Origin of the sequence: Flavobacterium bizetiae, from assembly GCF_902804475.1 — a bacterium.
Lineage (GTDB): Bacteria > Bacteroidota > Bacteroidia > Flavobacteriales > Flavobacteriaceae > Flavobacterium > Flavobacterium bizetiae.
Window position 1 is genome coordinate 14958 of sequence record NZ_CADCSU010000034.1, and the last position, 16485, is coordinate 31442.

The 16485-nt window shown below is 35.8% G+C and carries 14 protein-coding genes; 12 read left to right on the forward strand and 2 right to left on the reverse strand.

Annotated features, from left to right (window positions below; all coding sequences use genetic code 11):
* The first annotated feature begins 297 nt into the window (after positions 1-297).
* On the forward strand, positions 298-1062 hold the full coding sequence (locus FLACOL7796_RS02585) for a phosphatase PAP2 family protein (protein ID WP_173969272.1): 765 nt from the start codon (positions 298-300) through the stop codon (positions 1060-1062).
* A gap of 126 nt (positions 1063-1188) precedes the next feature.
* Here the strand turns inward: FLACOL7796_RS02585 and FLACOL7796_RS02590 are convergent, their stop codons facing one another.
* Positions 1189-1962, reverse strand: coding sequence for an XRE family transcriptional regulator (locus tag FLACOL7796_RS02590; protein WP_041517349.1), 774 nt, complete (start codon positions 1960-1962; stop codon positions 1189-1191).
* A gap of 85 nt (positions 1963-2047) precedes the next feature.
* Here FLACOL7796_RS02590 and dinB point away from each other — a divergent pair, with 85 nt between their 5' ends.
* The 6 genes from dinB (at position 2048) to FLACOL7796_RS02620 (ending at position 9827) form a co-directional block, all read left to right on the forward strand.
* On the forward strand, positions 2048-3229 hold the full coding sequence (dinB, locus tag FLACOL7796_RS02595) for a DNA polymerase IV (RefSeq protein ID WP_173969273.1): 1182 nt from the start codon (positions 2048-2050) through the stop codon (positions 3227-3229).
* Positions 3230-6292, forward strand: coding sequence for a DNA polymerase III subunit alpha (locus FLACOL7796_RS02600; RefSeq protein WP_173969274.1), 3063 nt, complete (start codon positions 3230-3232; stop codon positions 6290-6292).
* Positions 6293-6348: 56 nt separating this feature from the next.
* Positions 6349-7728: an exonuclease domain-containing protein gene (locus FLACOL7796_RS02605; RefSeq protein WP_173969275.1), complete on the forward strand. Its 1380-nt coding sequence runs from the start codon at positions 6349-6351 to the stop codon at positions 7726-7728.
* Positions 7729-7799: 71 nt separating this feature from the next.
* A complete protein-coding gene (xth, locus tag FLACOL7796_RS02610) occupies positions 7800-8576 on the forward strand; it encodes an exodeoxyribonuclease III (RefSeq protein ID WP_173969276.1) in 777 nt (258 codons plus the stop codon).
* A 7-nt stretch (positions 8577-8583) separates the two neighbouring features.
* Complete coding sequence (locus FLACOL7796_RS02615; protein WP_173969277.1) at positions 8584-9210, forward strand: alpha-ketoglutarate-dependent dioxygenase AlkB family protein; 627 nt, start codon at positions 8584-8586, stop codon at positions 9208-9210.
* A gap of 155 nt (positions 9211-9365) precedes the next feature.
* Positions 9366-9827 (forward strand): DUF1810 domain-containing protein, encoded by a 462-nt coding sequence (locus FLACOL7796_RS02620; RefSeq protein WP_173969278.1) that lies wholly within the window; start codon positions 9366-9368, stop codon positions 9825-9827.
* Positions 9828-10131: 304 nt separating this feature from the next.
* Here the strand turns inward: FLACOL7796_RS02620 and FLACOL7796_RS02625 are convergent, their stop codons facing one another.
* On the reverse strand, positions 10132-11544 hold the full coding sequence (locus FLACOL7796_RS02625) for an APC family permease (RefSeq protein WP_173969279.1): 1413 nt from the start codon (positions 11542-11544) through the stop codon (positions 10132-10134).
* A gap of 373 nt (positions 11545-11917) precedes the next feature.
* Here FLACOL7796_RS02625 and FLACOL7796_RS02630 point away from each other — a divergent pair, with 373 nt between their 5' ends.
* From FLACOL7796_RS02630 to FLACOL7796_RS02650, 5 genes are read left to right on the forward strand one after another with little or no spacing between them, the layout of a single operon-like run.
* Positions 11918-12370, forward strand: a complete 453-nt coding sequence (locus FLACOL7796_RS02630) for a hypothetical protein (protein ID WP_173969280.1) — start codon at positions 11918-11920, stop codon at positions 12368-12370.
* Between the two features lie 21 nt (positions 12371-12391).
* Positions 12392-14092 (forward strand): hypothetical protein, encoded by a 1701-nt coding sequence (locus tag FLACOL7796_RS02635; RefSeq protein ID WP_173969281.1) that lies wholly within the window; start codon positions 12392-12394, stop codon positions 14090-14092.
* 10 nt (positions 14093-14102) lie between these two features.
* Positions 14103-14291 (forward strand): hypothetical protein, encoded by a 189-nt coding sequence (locus FLACOL7796_RS02640; RefSeq protein ID WP_173969282.1) that lies wholly within the window; start codon positions 14103-14105, stop codon positions 14289-14291.
* Complete coding sequence (locus FLACOL7796_RS02645; protein ID WP_173969283.1) at positions 14291-14815, forward strand: hypothetical protein; 525 nt, start codon at positions 14291-14293, stop codon at positions 14813-14815. The genes FLACOL7796_RS02640 and FLACOL7796_RS02645 overlap by 1 nt, the downstream gene beginning before the upstream one ends.
* A 1-nt stretch (position 14816) precedes the next feature.
* Positions 14817-16370 (forward strand): ATP-binding protein, encoded by a 1554-nt coding sequence (locus tag FLACOL7796_RS02650; RefSeq protein WP_173969284.1) that lies wholly within the window; start codon positions 14817-14819, stop codon positions 16368-16370.
* The last annotated feature ends 115 nt before the right edge of the window (positions 16371-16485 follow it).

A 16485-nucleotide genomic window follows, 5' to 3' on the forward strand; every position in this document is an offset into this window, starting at 1 on the left:
CAATATGAATCGTCCCTACGGGACTTGCATTGTCAATACATTTTTTAACCGGATTAAAATCCTGTCCTATGATATAAATTGTCCCTACAGGACAACCTTACAATATAAATTATTCCTCGGGAATTTGATATTGAAATTGTCATTGATATTGAATCTTTTACACTCTAATATTTAGCCAATCTTAATACAACTATCCCATTTAAAACCAACAAATTAATATTGACTTAAGGTTCAATTAAGCCAAAAATACTTGAATCGAACATTCGTTATTATTGCAACTTATAACAATAACGAAAGATGTTTTACAAAACGATTTCTCTGGTGTTTTTATTCAGTTTTTTGAGTGCAAATGCGCAACAAAATGATTCGATTACCAAAATTGACAGTATGTCAAGAAGACCTTTAAAATTCAATTACAAGCAATTGATTATTCCAGGAGTATTGATTGGTTATGGTGTAATTGGTATTGAAAGTGATCAGCTTTTAAGTTTTAATCATCAAATCAAAGCTGAAGTTACAGAAGATATTGATAACAAAATCACTATTGATGATTTCTCTCAATATGCTCCTGCAGCATCTGTTTATGCTTTGAATGCGTTTGGTGTAAAGGGCAAGAACAATATGCGGGATCGTTCGGTAATATTTGTGACTTCGTATGTTATTATGGCTTCAACTGTTTTGGGATTAAAGTCGCTTGTTCATGAAGAACGCCCGGACGGAAGTTCCAATAATTCTTTCCCTTCCGGACATACGGCAACTGCTTTTGCCGGAGCGGAGTTTTTATGGCAGGAATACAAAGACAAATCAATTTGGTACGGAATTGCGGGTTATGCCGTTGCAACCGGAACGGGATTATTTAGAATTTACAACAATCGTCATTGGTTAACCGATGTTGCTGCCGGAGCCGGAATCGGGATTTTGAGTACGAAACTGGCCTATTGGATGAATCCGTATATTACCAGAAAACTTTTTAAATCATCTTCCGAAAGTAAATCAACGTCTATGATAATGCCTTTTTATAATGGGCAACAATATGGGTTGGGTTTTGTGAAAGTGTTTTAGTTTTTTATTTGCCATAGATTTCACAGATTAAAAAGATTTTTTGTTTGCCACGAATTACACAAATTTTCACGAATTATATTGATTATATTTTAAATGAAATTTGTGTAATTCGCGGCAAAAAATTTTTTATGTATTCGAAGTATTATTCTTAATCTCCATAACTTCTCGTTTTACTTCAAGAAGTAAATCTTTCATACTTTGAGATTCTGTTACTTCGTGTCGTTTGTCGCTTCGGCCTATGCTGCATTCGTATTCCCAGATTTCAAGAATATCAGAAGCTTTCACTTCATAATTTGGATAAAAACGATTGTCTGATTCCAAAACCAAAGCATTTTTTTTGTTTTTGTTCAGACGTTTGTACACCATTCCTTCATTTTTGGTAATCAGGATATACGTTCTACCATCCATCACCTCTCCCAGCCTTTCTACATAACGACCAATAATAATCGAACCGTCTTCGTGTGGTGGCATCGAATCGCCTTCTACAGGAAATCCGCGGTGTTTTCCTGGTCCTAAAAACGGAAGAGAAACTTGTTGTAAACTCTCGATATATTCCGGATCGGCATATCCGTTTAGATATCCAGCTTTTGCTTTTTGAGATACAATTTCGATATAATTCTCCCCAAAACTATCTACCTGAATGGGTAAAATGAGTCGGTTACCTTCTAGTTTTATAAGGTTCTCAATGTGTATCTTTCGTATATCGACAGACAATAGTAAATCGATACTCATATGAAAATATAAAGCAATCTGCTTTAAAATGTCATACGGTGCCTCGGAGGTTCCATCTTCGTATTTAACGTATCTTCCTCGGGTAATTCTAAGGTTTTCAGCTAATTTCTCCTGAGATATTTTATGCTTAACCCTCAATGCTCTGATGTTATCTGAAAATAAGGACATAATTAATTTGTTATAATTTGGAACAACAAATATACAAAAAAATGTTATCATCTGTACTAATTTTGTTTTATACAAAAACAAGGAGATGGCAAGGGCAATTGTACACATGGATTTGGATACTTTTTTTGTATCCTGCGAAAGATTAACAAACTCAGAATTAGACGGAATTCCGCTAATTATTGGAGGTGGAGATCGTGGTGTTGTGGCCTCTTGTTCGTATGAAGCCAGACGTTTTGGAGTACGCTCAGCAATGCCTATTCATATGGCAATGAAACTTTGTCCGCAGGCGAAAATTATTAAAGGTGATATGGAATTATATTCGCAATTGTCGCATAATGTTACGCAGGTTATTCAGGAAAAAGCACCGATAATGGAGAAAGCCAGCATCGATGAATTCTATCTTGATATTACCGGAATGGATAAATTTCACGGAAGTTATAAATGGACGGACGAATTGGCTCAATCTGTTATTAAAGAAACCGGATTACCTATTAGTTTTTCGTTATCTATTAATAAAACGGTTTCTAAAATTGCAACCGGAGAAGGAAAACCAAAAGGAAATTTAGAAATTCCGGAAGGAAATGTACAAGCTTTTTTGAATCCGTTATCGATTCAGAAAATACCAATGGTGGGTAATGTAACTTTTCAGCTTTTATCGAGAATTGGTGTTCGTACGATACAGACTTTATCTGAAATGCCTGCCGAAGTTTTACAACAAATGATTGGTAAAAACGGTCTGGATATCTGGAAAAAGGCCAACGGAATTGATCATACGCCTGTAGAACCTTACACAGAAAGAAAATCCATTTCTACCGAACATACTTTTTCTCAGGATACGATAGACATTATCATGCTAAAATCAATATTGATTGGTATGGTCGAAAAGCTGGCTTTTCAATTACGATCTGAGCAATGGCTAACTTCGACCATCACCGTTAAAATACGTTACGCCAATTTTGACACCGAAACCAAGCAATGCAAAATTGCCTATACCTCGGCAGATCATATTCTGACCAAAAATGTAATGGAGCTTTTTGATAAAGTGTACCAGCGTCGTATGCGATTGCGTTTGATTGGTATTCGCTTTAGCGGATTGGTTCGCGGTACCTATCAAATTGACCTTTTTGAAGATACCGAAGAAATGCTTTCACTTTATGCAGCGATGGATAAAATGAAAAGCCGTTATGGTTTTGATGCTGTAATGCGCTGCGCCGGAGCTTCTTTTAAGCCAAATAATAAAGATGAAATTTTAAAACGTACCAAATAAATGTATCTCAACTGTCATTCTTTTCATTCGCTTCGCTACGGCACAATTCCTCTTACGGAGTTGATTAGCCAAGCCGTTTCTTGTGGTGTAAAAGCTATGGCGCTTACCGATATTAATACCGTAACGGGAATTTATGATTTTATAAGAGCCTGTTATAAAGTAAACATCAAACCTCTTGTGGGAATGGAATTTCGTTCTCAGCATCAATTTCGATATATTGGCTTAGCCAAAAATGCCGAAGGATTGGGCGAAATGAATCGTTTTTTAACGGAACATAATTTCAGCGGAGAACCTTTGCCGTTACTTGCTCCGGAATTCGAGTCGGTTTTTGTGATTTATACTTTAGAAAATGCACCTGTAACATTGCGTGAAAATGAATTTATCGGCATTCGTCCGGATGAAGTTTTAAGGCTTCTTACCTCGGAACATAAAAATAAAATGTCCAAAATGGTTGTGCTTCAATCGGTGACTTTTAGCAATAAAAGAGAATTTAATCTGCATAAAATTCTGCGCGCAATTGACACGAATATTATCTTATCGAAATTAACAGAAGCTGATTATTGCCGAACTTCGGAGAAAATGCTGTCTTTAGAATCGCTTTTACCTTATTATGAAAGTTATCCTGAAATTATAACCAACACTCAGCAAATAATCGACTCCTGCAATTTTGAATATGAATTTAAAACTCCAAGAAACAAGAAATTCTACACTGAAAATCGTCAGACAGATATTGCAAAATTAACCGAATTAGCCCTTGAAGGTTTAATATGGCGTTATGGAGAAAATCATGACGTGGCAAAAAAACGCGTAGAAAAAGAGCTTAAAGTAATTGATGAATTAGAGTTTAGCGGTTATTTTTTAATTACCTGGGATATTGTTCAGGAAAGCAACAGACGCGGTTTCATGCATATTGGGCGAGGCAGTGGCGCGAACAGTATTATTGCCTATTGTTTAGGAATTACCGATATCTGCCCGATAGAACTAGACTTATATTTTGAACGTTTTTTAAATTTAAACAGAAAAAGTCCTCCCGATTTTGATATCGACTGGAGCTGGAAAGAACGCAACACAATTTTAGAATATATTTTTAAAAAATATGGAAAAGACCATGTTGCTTTTTGCGGAACCAATGTAGAATTCAAACACCGTTCTATTTTCAGGGAAGTCGGAAAAGTTTTTGGTCTTCCTAAAGAAGAACTAGACATGCTGGCCAAAAATCCGATGGCATTACACGAAACCAATTCAATTGTAAAACTGGTTCAGGAATATAGTCTCATGATGAATAAATATCCTAATCAGCGTAGTATGCACGCTTGTGGTATTATCATTTCTGAAGAACCAATTACCAATTATACGCCACTTGAAATGCCTCCAAAAGGATTTCCTATCGTGCTTTTTGACATGCATATTGCCGAAGAAATTGGTTTTGAAAAATTCGATATTTTAAGTCAGCGTGGTATTGGTCATATTGATGATAGCGTAAAACTCATTGAGAAAAACCGAGGGATAAAGGTGGATATCCGTAATACTTCGATTTCTAAAGATGAAGCGGTATGCAATATTCATTTGGCTCAAGGCCGAACTATTGGCTGCTTTTATATCGAAAGTCCCGCCATGCGCGGATTATTACGCCGACTGAATTGTGACAATTATAAAATTCTTGTAGCAGCTTCTTCTATTATTCGTCCCGGAGTGGCACAATCCGGAATGATGAAAGAGTATATTTTTCGTCATAATAATCCTGATCAGTTTCAATATTTTCATGAGGTTTTTAAAGAACATCTTGGCGAAACCTACGGGATCATGGTGTATCAGGAAGATGTGATAAAAATTGCCCAACATTACGGCGGACTTCCCGCGCCTGATGGCGATATCCTGCGTCGTGCCATGTCCGGAAAAGGACGTTCTATGGAAGCTTTACAAAAAGTAAAAGATAATTTCTTTGCCTGTTGCGCCCAGAAAGGACATCCCGAAGAACTTAGTCAGGAAATTTACCGCCAGATTGAATCTTTTGCCGGGTTTTCGTTTTGTAAAGCCCACTCGGCTTCTTATGCTGTAGAGAGTTACCAAAGTTTATATCTTAAGATTAATTATCCTGTAGAATTTATGACAGCGGTAATCAATAATCAGGGCGGATTTTACAGAACCGAAGTTTATGTTCATGAAGCGCGTATGTCTGGCGGAACAATCCTAAATCCGTGCGTGAATAAAAGCGAATATCAAACTACGGTTTACGGAACTGATATTTATCTCGGTTTTATGCATTTGCAAAGTCTGGAATCTAAAACGGCTCATTTAATCGAATCAGATCGGGAGAAAAATGGTGATTTTCTTTCTTTAGAAGATTTCATCAATCGTATACCAATTGGAATTGAAAGCATGAAAATCCTGATTTTTATAGATGCATTTCGCTTTACAGGGAAAACCAAAAATCAGCTTTTGGTTGTTGCCAGTTTGCTTTTAAATAATTTCAAACCCGAAAACAGAAGTTTGATGCTGATGCAGGAACCCGTAAAGGAATACAAACTTCCAACCCTGGAGCGTTCATTATACGAAGATGCTTTTGATGAAATCGAACTTTTAAGTTTTCCTGTATCGTGTACCGTTTTTGATTTATTGCAAACCAAATATCGCGGTGATATTATGGCGAAAGATCTCGTTTTGTATCACAAAAAACAGGTTCGTATGTTGGCTTACCTGATTGCACGCAAACAAGTTCCTACCAAAAAAGGGAACATGTATTTCGGCACCTGGATTGATCATGAAGGTTCTTATTTTGATACGGCTCATTTTCCGGATAGTCTGGCCGAATATCCTTTTCAGGGCGGAGGCTGTTATTTGCTTTTAGGAAATGTCGAAGTCGATTATCATTTTCCCACCATAACCATTATCAAAATGGCCAAGATGCCTTTTATTCCAGATCCGCGATATATGGATGCCAAAGATCAATATAAAACCCAGCAATTAATCAAGGAAGATGTTAGCCCTACACACAGAGAACCATATCCGCAAGGACATGAAATTAATTTGCCCCGACACCGAATGAGATTTCAAAAGACATAAACAATTGAGCATAATTTTTTAAATAATAGAAGAAGAAATTACGTTATATAAATAAGATGAAAAAGCAAGAATACGCCATAGTAGATATCGAAACCACCGGAGGAAACGCCAGTGGCAGCCGCATTACCGAAATTGCGATCATCATTCATGACGGAGAAAACGTGATTGAACGATATGAAACGCTCGTTAATCCGGAAAAGGAAATCCCCATTTCGATTTTTGCCTTAACAGGAATTAATAACGAAATGGTAGCTAATGCGCCAATTTTTGATGATGTTTCAGAGAAAGTATTAGAAATGCTTACCGATCGGATTTTCGTCGCTCATAATGTTAATTTCGATTATTCCTTCGTTCGTCATCAACTCGAACAAGCAGGTTTTAAATGGACAGCAAGAAAGTTATGTACCGTTCGCGCAGCACGAAAAATAAGACCTGGTTTCCCTTCTTACAGTTTAGGAAAACTTTGTAATTCACTTGACATACCTTTAGAAAATCAGCATCGCGCCGGCGGAGACGCAGCTGCCACCGCTATATTATTTTCGCGATTACTCGAATGGGACGATGAAGGTCATATCGAAAAAATGATCAAAAATACGGCACAAGATCAGCGCTTACCTCCTAACCTTCCGCCAGAAGATTTTAATAATTTACCTGAAAAACCTGGTGTATATTATTTTTATAATGAGGTAAAAAAAGTAATCTATGTGGGCAAAGCAGTTAATATAAAAAAACGTGTTGCCTCTCATTTTAGCGGACATAAAATTAATCCGCAAAGACAGCATTTCTTGCGGGATATTTACTCGATTTCTTTTGAAGTTTGCGGCAACGAGCTAATGGCACTTTTATTAGAATGTACAGAAATTAAACACCTTTGGCCCACTTACAACAGGGCTTTAAAACGATTTGAGCCCAAATTTGGCTTGTATGAATATGAAGCCCGCAACGGATACAAATATCTGGCAATTGGCAAACTCAATAAATTTCAATCATGCATTGAGCATTTTAGTAGTTTACATGAAGCAACAAACATACTGAGGGGTCTGGCAGAACGATTTGAAATTGATTATAGATTTTGCAAATATTCAAAACCTCAGGAAGGAGAAATATTTCAAAATAAAGATATAACAGATTTACCCGAGGTTTCACTTCACAATGAACAAGTCGACAATGCGATTGATTTTTTAGTAAACAACAGACCCACTTTCGCCATTATAGAAAAAGGAAGAACAGCACACGAAAGAAGCTGTATCTGGATAGAAAATGGACACTTTTATGGTATGGGATATATTCCGCTAGATGTTTCGATTAAAGATCCTTTAGAAATAAAAAATTATGCTACGCCGTATAAAAGCAATCAATACATTGTGCAGTTAATTTTTGCTTACGCAGAAAAAAATCCCCGTAAAGTATTCTTTAACAAACAGTTTCTAGAATAAAAACATGATTTTGTATAAATATAAAGGCGCAAAAAGCTGTAAATTTAATGGTACAACAAATTAAATCTACTATGAAAATAGCAACTTATAACGTAAACGGAGTCAACGGACGCTTAAAGGTATTACTGAAATGGCTTGAAGAGGCTACTCCGGATATCGTTTGTCTGCAGGAATTAAAAGCGCCTCAGGATAAATTTCCAATTAAAGAAATTAATGATGCGGGATATAGTGCCATTTGGCACGGACAAAAGCAGTGGAACGGCGTTGCGATTCTCGCCCGTAATATGGATATCGAAGAAGTAACGCGCATTCTTCCGGGAGACGACGAAGATGTTCAAAGCCGTTATCTCGAAGCTTTGATTAACGGAATCGTGATTGGATGTCTTTATCTCCCAAACGGAAATCCTGCACCGGGACCAAAATTAGAATATAAACTAAAATGGTTTGAACGTTTAGCTGATCGTGCAGCAACATTACTAAGTTTAAAAGTTCCGGTAATATTGATCGGAGATTATAATGTGATGCCAACGGAACTGGATGTTTATAAACCTGAAAAATGGGTAAACGATGCCCTTTTCAGACCTGAAGTACGAAAAGCGTTTAAGGATATTGTAGCACAAGGCTGGACAGATGCGATTCGTACTTTATATCCTGATGAGAAAATTTACACCTTTTGGGATTATTTTAGAAATGCTTATGAGCGAAATGCAGGCCTACGAATTGATCATTTTTTACTGAGTCCCCAAATAGCCAAAAAACTACTTTCCGGAGGAGTTGATCGCCATGTGAGGGGATGGAAAAAAACAAGCGACCATGCTCCGGTATGGATTGAAATTGACACAAAATAATCGAACAATGACACTATTTAGCGATACTGAATTATTTGCCACTGGTTTAGCAGGAAAAAAGGTATTTGACCTGCCTGATGCAGAACTTATTTTGATCGATAATTTCTTCACCAAAGAAGAATCTGATCGTTTTTATGAAAGAATACTTCATCAAACCAAATGGAGAGAATATGAAATGGAAATGTATGACAAAATTGTTACGGCTCCCCGTATGATTTCCTGGTATGAAGATAAAGACAATGTTGGCGCAGATCAAAACGGTCCTAACTGGACTTATGAATTGCTGACGATTAGAGGCAGAGTCGAAAGAGAAACTCAGCTTGAATTTAACAGTTTGCTGCTTAATTTATATCGAGACGGTAATGATGGCGTTTCGTGGCACAGCGACAAAGAACACAATTCTGGTCCCAACCCTGTTATTGCTTCGGTAACTTTTGGAGAAACCAGAATGTTCAGGCTTCGCCATAAATTTCGCAAGGAAATTCCGCAAGTAGAGATTCCTTTACACCACGGGTCTTTTTTATTAATGGCAGGAACAACCAATAGTTTTTGGCAGCATCAGGTTCCTAAAACCGCCAAAAATGTATTACCCAGAATTAATTTAACCTTTAGAAGAACTAAACGAAGTGAATGATTATAAATCTCTCAAAATGAGTTTTTTTTCATTACAAAACGACGAGGAAAATTCCTCCTCTAAAAGTTAAAATACTCAGTACATGAACCTTTTATTAGGCAGAACCTATCTTTTTTACTACTTTTGCAACCTTTTTTTATATATACATTACCACAATGGCTTATTCGAACAATGATTTATTGCGTTTTTTAGATGCGCAAAACAAACTTTATCTTACTGCTCTTTCTGAAATCAAAAAAGGCAAAAAAGAAACACACTGGATGTGGTTCATTTTTCCTCAGATTAAAGGATTAGGCAAGAGCGATACTGCAAATTATTATGCCATTAACGATCTAAAAGAAGCAACTGAATTCCTTGAACATCCAATTCTGGGAAAACATCTTATCGAAATTTCTGAACTGTTTTTAACTTTCAGACGCAAATCAGCCGACGGAATTTTAGGAGATTTAGATGCGCGTAAATTGCGCTCTTCGATGACGTTGTTTTCTCTCGTAGAAAATACAAATCCTGTATTTCAGGAAGTATTAGAAGCTTTTTTCTCAGGAGAATCAGATCCTCTTACCTTGTCTATTATTAATTCATCTATAAAATCTTCTCTTGAAACTGAAATGGCATAATTGCCACTAACATTCATTAGATTATTACATTTAAAGACACTACATTTTTTGCTTTTGCAAATGGTAGTGTTTTTTTTGGCTCACAGATTTTACGGATGAAACGGGTTTGCACCGATTTTTTATTACTCAAAATAAACCATAAAAAAATGCCCTGCTAAAAACAAGGCATTTATATTTTGAAATAAAATCAAAGTTAAAAAAAGAAAACCTGCGTTAATCCGTTTCATCCGTAAAACCCGCGGGCACATTCACACCGCATTTAAACTTAGAACCTTAGCATCTCAGCACCTTAGTCCCTCTTTTTTTAAACTTCTTTCGGTTTTGTTAAGTAGTACACCGGAATTCCTGTTAGCATAATCAAAACTCCCCAACCACAAGTCGAAAACTTTGTAATTAATAACGAAATACAAATCGCACTTGCAATCACGATGTACAATAATGGCAAAAACGGATATCCAAAAGCTTTATAAGGTCTGTCTACATCAGGCATTTTTTTACGTAAAATAAAAATTCCGTAGATCGTTAAAATATAGAAAATCAATACGATGATAATTACAAAATCTAATAAATCTCCATACTTCCCTGTCAGACACAAAGCCGAAGCCCATATACATTGCGCCCATAAAGCCCAGGCCGGAACACTCGACTTATTTAAAACAGCTGCCTTTTTAAAGAATAAACCATCCGTTGCCATCGTATAATATACTCGCGCACCCGCCATGATTAATCCGTTATTACAAGCAAAAGTCGAAATCATGATCATGATGGCAATAATCAACGTTCCTATATTACCAAAAATATATTGCGAAGCCACAACCGCTACTCTATCCGATTTTGCTGTTGCAATTTCGTCTAACGGAATAACCGCCAAATACATCAAATTGGTTAAAACATAAATAATCGTAACAATAAAAGTTCCTAAAAACAAACTGAAACCTACGTTACGCTTCGGGTTTTTAATCTCTCCTGCAATAAAAGTCACACCATTCCAGGCATCACTAGAAAATAAAGAACCAACCATTGCGGCCGAAATTCCGCTAATCAAAGCCGTCCCGCTAATAGGAAGCCATGATCCCGTATCTTTATTAAACGAACGCGTTGTCCAGGCATCCGCCCAATTTGCATCCCAAACCGAAGCTTTTGCAGCCAATGTAAGTCCGAAAACGATCAAACCTAGCAACGATAAAATCTTGATAATCGTTAAAACCGTTTGTAAAATTTTTCCGTTTTTAACCCCACGGCTATTAATAAAAGTCAGCAGAACAATCGTAAATATCGAAACAATCTGAGCCGCATTCAGCTTAAAAGCCCCCAGCTCATATATAATATTTTCGTCGCTCAAAGGCTCATAAAGATAAGCCGCAAACTTCGAAAAAGCCACCCCAACGGCAGCGATAGTTCCGGTCTGAATTACCGCAAAAAAGCTCCAGCCGTATAAAAAAGCGATTAATTTATTATACGCTTCTTTCAGGTAAACGTACTGTCCACCCGCTTTCGGGAACATCGCACTCAGCTCGCCATAACTCACAGCGGCAATAATTGTAATCAATCCTGAGATCAGCCAAATCAGTGTTAGCCATCCCGCCGAACCCACTTGTCTGGCAATATCGGCACTTACGATAAATATACCAGATCCTATCATAGACCCTACCACAAGCATGGTTCCGTCTAATAATCCGAGTTCTCTTTTAAAATGTTCCTGGTCGTTTTCTTGCATTGTTTTTCGGTTTTTGGGTTGGTTAAAGATATACTTTTTTCTGAAATTCTGGATTTTAGATCATCGATTTTAGATTTTTATAAAAACACTTATTCTGAACCATCATCTAAACCTAAAATTGTCAAATTTTAAATCTAAAAATCTAAAATCTAAAATAATCTGGGTGTGTCCCTCCGGGTCTCCCGATAGCTATCGGGATTCGGCTATATCTTTTGTTCCGTTTCTCTTCACAAAAGGATACCGCCTCTATCCCTCACGCGAGTTTTGTTTTCATAAGATCTCTTTGAATAAAAAATGCGTTTACGGATTTCCATAAAATATAACTTATTGAGCTGATTACATTTGAAATCAGAAATAATAAATAATAAATAGTATGGCTAGAATCATTTTACAAAACAGCGATATAAATATTGATATAAATAAAGAATCACGTTTAACAACTGGTTTTATAAGTGATAGAGAAGTTCTAAAAAAACGTTCAAAAAAATATCTGGATCTTATTAGTGGACTTGATTCCAAAACATTATCTCACACAAAAGGAATAAACGAACTGATTAAGGCAATTCAAGAAGAATTTGGAACCGCCGAACTTTCAAGTTTACCAATAGGAATTGTAGCCAAATGTTTTCTTGGCCATCCTTATGAAGTACACACTCTTGATTTAAGTGGTAGCCAAATTATTAAACATTATAAAGCATCAGAAACAATGGATGCTGACTTTGAAAAAGCCAGAACAGTTGCTCAACATAATGCTTATGCAATGGTTGAAGTGTATAAAGACAAAATCATTTTAATTCGCGAAGATGGAACTGCAACAAAACTATAAAACCAATAAACTAAAATAACTATGTCTCAACAAGTAATCTCTTATGCAGACCTTTCGATTATAAATAGTGCTTTAAGGTCAATTAAATCAGATATGTCAGGAGTACATTCTGAATTAGGAACATTAAATTTCAAACAAGATCATCTAGAAAGTGAACTAGTAAAACTAGCTGATTCTTTTGCAGATTTTGTAGAAGCAGATTTAAAACACAAAGCTTTACAGCTTGCAGAAACCAGACAAGGAAATCTAAAACAAGATTTACAAATCAAATTTGGTTATTATGCCGAAGTGAGAAGAATGGCAACAGGAATTCTTCAAGGAGTAGATACCGGAATAATAAGTGATGATACCCTAAAATTTACTACTGAAGAGGTAATGATAAAAGCGCCCGGTTATTGGTTAGCTCCAGCATTGGTATCGTTAGCAGCTTGGGTTAGAAATGACAAAAACACCAATGAAAAAGCATTAAACGAAGCTCTAAAAAGAGATGATTATAAAACAACTCTTTTCTTTATGATGGTAATGCGAAGACTGACCAGAAACGAAGCTAGCTTAAAATGGCTTGAACGCTATTTTATGCATCAAAATCCTCATAATCTTGACAGAGAATTCATTATCATACTTGAAGCTGTTACAACTGGTGTATTTCCTCCAGCTGCAAGACAATTAATGATGGCTAACGTCAAAAATTGGCTAGACCAACTTACTCAGGGCGATACTTTTATAAATGAACAAAAATCGCAATGGGTGAAGTTTTTTGAGGCAATGGGTCCTTTATCAGACGGAAAATATCCATTAGTTGAAAAGTTCTCACCAAACTGGAATCTATTAGAAAATTCTTTAAAAGAAGCCAAGACTCATGGTATTTTAGATGCTCATTTTAAAAGTATAATTTCATCTTCAGCAGATTTTTCAAAAGGTGTTAAAGTTCAATTAGACGAAATTCTATCCTTGTTAGTGACCAACTTCGATGATGAAGAATTGCCTTTGCAAGAACAAGTTCGATTTAATCAACTTATTATTCAAATGGATGGAGACAAACCGGCAGCACAAGCTGTAATGGATGCAGAAAAACACATTTTTGATGAGCAAGTCGATTTTTTACAATTATTGACAAATGCATCATTTAATCCTGAATTATCCGGAGCAACTAAAGTAACTCAGGCACTTGCCGTTTCAATAAGTCAACCCTGGATTGTTGAGGCCCATAATACTTTTACTGCTCAAAGTAGAAATAAAATCCCTCAGTTCGTTGAACTTTCAATAGACGATTTTACAGCTACTACAAAAGACGGAAGCGAAGAAACTGAACTCCTAAACAAACAGGAAGAATTTTATAAAAATGTTTTAGAAACTCAACTTGCAAACCTTTCATTTCCGTACGCCGGTGTTATCATAGGAATATTAATTGGTTTACTTGGATTTTGGGCATTTAGCATTCAAATTATTGTTGGCATCATAGGAATTGGTATTGGTGGTGTCATTGTCTGGAACTCCATAAGCAATCACAAAAAAGCGAAAAATAAAATTATCGAAAATATTGAAGAACGAAAAACAAAAGCCAAAGAAGTATTGAGAGGTTGCATTGCTGAAACTGTAGATTACAGAAAAGAGCATACAACCGAGGATAACAAAGCAGAAGAAGTAAGTCAGCTTTTATATTCGATTACTCCCGAAGATTTTTCAAGTGTATCAAAAGAAACGGTAAGAAACATCATTTAAATTAAAGAAAATGACAAAAATAATTTTAGGTAATCATTCAGAGGAATCAGAAAATACCATTCAGGAAATAAAGAAAGAAAACATCGTAAAACCAAATTTGTTTCAAGGACGAACAGAATCAGAATCAGGAAATGCAAAATTTCCTGATTGGGATATTGTTCCGCCAAACCAGTTTATCAATCCCAGAATAAAATTATAATGAAAACCGGACCTACAACTTATTCTGCATGGACTAAGCTACTTGACCAATTTGGTGATGGAGATGATTCTGTTTTAGAAGAATTAAATAATGGCACTTTCACAATTGATGCCGGAACTGCAACTCGCTTCTATATTAAGGTAGAAGAAGCATACAAGAAACGCAAACAAAGTTGGTTAGATAAGTTTCAATTTTCTTTTCAATTGCAAAACTTTAAAACAGAAGATGATTTTGAAATTGCATTACGCAATGGCAAACAAAATCTTTCTCCTTTAAGCAAATTTGTAGCTATAGAAAGCCTACCGGATGATTTGAAAAAAGCATTGAAAAAGGATCTTGAAGATTTTGTAAATGAAATTAAAACTTCTTTAAAAAAGAACAATTCTAGCATTTCTAAAGGAAGAGAAAAGATGCTAATCTTATTAAACTCTTTCGATTTGAATAGTACTTCTCAAGAAATTTTAATGAATACAAAAACCACAAACGAAATAATTGCCTCAACAGGCAGAAAAATAATATTTTAAAATGGCAAATAAAGCAGAATTTAAGACTTCACTTTTGCGAATGTTTAGAGCCCGAATTCCTTTTATATCTATTCGAAGTATCGAAAGAGCAAGAGTTCTTGAAGTGGTTCAGCAATTGGCAGAAGAAATAAATATTCCCATTTACTTTCACAGCTTATCACACGGTACTATTGATATTAAATCAAAAAAAAGTGTAAATGATGATCGATCAGTTGCCGGAGGTTTAGATTTTGCCGTTCATAATATTTCTCAGCGACAAAACTTAACTTTTATTTTTACAGAAGTTAGTGATATTGAAGATGATAATTTAGTATCAAGACATCTTTATGATTGTGTAATTCAGGCTATTGAAAGAGGTGGAAGTATTTGCTTGATTACAACTAAAACAATCTGGCCTCAATTACAACGTTTAGGCATGACTATTACGCTAGATGCTCCAAATGAAGAAGAAATGCTCGAAGTTGTAAAAGAATGTGTTACGCCATACAAAGGCTCAATTCCTCTTGAATGGGATGAAACAGATTATAAAATGGCCGCAACCATCCTAGCGAATATGACTAAGATAGAAGCTGAAAATGTTCTGGCTACTCAAATGGCAAAAGGCTCTTTGACCAAAGAGGATATCAAAGAATTAAGCAATGCAAAAGACAAATTATTTAGTGATATATCGGGGTTAGAAAAAGTAAAACTTGATCCTTCTACTCTTTCAGTTGCAGGATTAAGCGGATTACAACATTGGCTTGATAATCAAAAACAACTTTTAACAGCCGACTTAAAGGCTAGAAAAATGAGACCTCCAAGAGGAGTTCTTTTAGTTGGAGTTCCAGGTTGCGGAAAATCCTTATCTGCTAAATTTATTGCTGCAAATTGGAATTTACCTTTATATCGACTTGATCTTGCAGCCATTCAAGGGCAATATCTTGGACAATCTGAGAATAGATTAAAAGAAGCTTTAGCATCCGCAGACAATGCCGCTCCTTGTATCTTATGGATCGACGAAATTGAAAAAGGACTTTCAGGAGCATCAGGATCAAGTGATGGCGGAACCTCAACAAGAATGGTTGGACAATTTTTGTTTTGGCTACAAGAAAGTATGGCAAAAGTGTTTGTAGTTTCTACTGCAAACGATGTTAGTAAATTACCTCCAGAACTCTTACGAAGAGGTCGCTTTGATGAACTCTTTTTTGTTGATTTACCGGGAGAAGTAGAAAGAAAAGATATCATTAATTTGTACATAAAACGTAATTTATTACCTGAACCTTCCTCACATACATTAAATCAGTTAGTCGAAATTTCAGAAGGATTTGCTGGATCTGATCTGGAAGGAGCTGTTAGAGATGTTGCAATTCAGGCCGTAATTCACGGTGACGATATTGTAGATGATGATTTATTCGAAAAATGTTTTAAAAACATTGTTCCCTTAAGTAAAACTGCTCCTGAAAAAATTGAGTCTATTAGAACTTGGGGACGAGAAAGAGCTGTACCTGCTTCCGGAGTTTCCTGGGAAGTTTCATCAAATGATAAATTAATAGGTAAACGCTCAATTATTATTTAAAAGCTATTATTTAATCGATATATAAAAGCTACCAAAAGTTGTAGCTTTTTTTATATCCTATAAAAAGAACTTTTTTTTAAATAGCATAAAAAATCATTAAACAAAACAACAATAT

What these genes read in the sequence shown, in the direction of transcription:
- FLACOL7796_RS02585 (WP_173969272.1), top strand. Translation starts at nt 298, where the DNA reads ATGTTTTACAAAACGATTTCTCTGGTGTTTTTATTCAGTTTTTTGAGT.
- FLACOL7796_RS02590 (WP_041517349.1), bottom strand. Translation starts at nt 1,962, where the DNA reads ATGTCCTTATTTTCAGATAACATCAGAGCATTGAGGGTTAAGCATAAA.
- dinB (WP_173969273.1), top strand. Translation starts at nt 2,048, where the DNA reads ATGGCAAGGGCAATTGTACACATGGATTTGGATACTTTTTTTGTATCC.
- FLACOL7796_RS02600 (WP_173969274.1), top strand. Translation starts at nt 3,230, where the DNA reads ATGTATCTCAACTGTCATTCTTTTCATTCGCTTCGCTACGGCACAATT.
- FLACOL7796_RS02605 (WP_173969275.1), top strand. Translation starts at nt 6,349, where the DNA reads ATGAAAAAGCAAGAATACGCCATAGTAGATATCGAAACCACCGGAGGA.
- xth (WP_173969276.1), top strand. Translation starts at nt 7,800, where the DNA reads ATGAAAATAGCAACTTATAACGTAAACGGAGTCAACGGACGCTTAAAG.
- FLACOL7796_RS02615 (WP_173969277.1), top strand. Translation starts at nt 8,584, where the DNA reads ATGACACTATTTAGCGATACTGAATTATTTGCCACTGGTTTAGCAGGA.
- FLACOL7796_RS02620 (WP_173969278.1), top strand. Translation starts at nt 9,366, where the DNA reads ATGGCTTATTCGAACAATGATTTATTGCGTTTTTTAGATGCGCAAAAC.
- FLACOL7796_RS02625 (WP_173969279.1), bottom strand. Translation starts at nt 11,544, where the DNA reads ATGCAAGAAAACGACCAGGAACATTTTAAAAGAGAACTCGGATTATTA.
- FLACOL7796_RS02630 (WP_173969280.1), top strand. Translation starts at nt 11,918, where the DNA reads ATGGCTAGAATCATTTTACAAAACAGCGATATAAATATTGATATAAAT.
- FLACOL7796_RS02635 (WP_173969281.1), top strand. Translation starts at nt 12,392, where the DNA reads ATGTCTCAACAAGTAATCTCTTATGCAGACCTTTCGATTATAAATAGT.
- FLACOL7796_RS02640 (WP_173969282.1), top strand. Translation starts at nt 14,103, where the DNA reads ATGACAAAAATAATTTTAGGTAATCATTCAGAGGAATCAGAAAATACC.
- FLACOL7796_RS02645 (WP_173969283.1), top strand. Translation starts at nt 14,291, where the DNA reads ATGAAAACCGGACCTACAACTTATTCTGCATGGACTAAGCTACTTGAC.
- FLACOL7796_RS02650 (WP_173969284.1), top strand. Translation starts at nt 14,817, where the DNA reads ATGGCAAATAAAGCAGAATTTAAGACTTCACTTTTGCGAATGTTTAGA.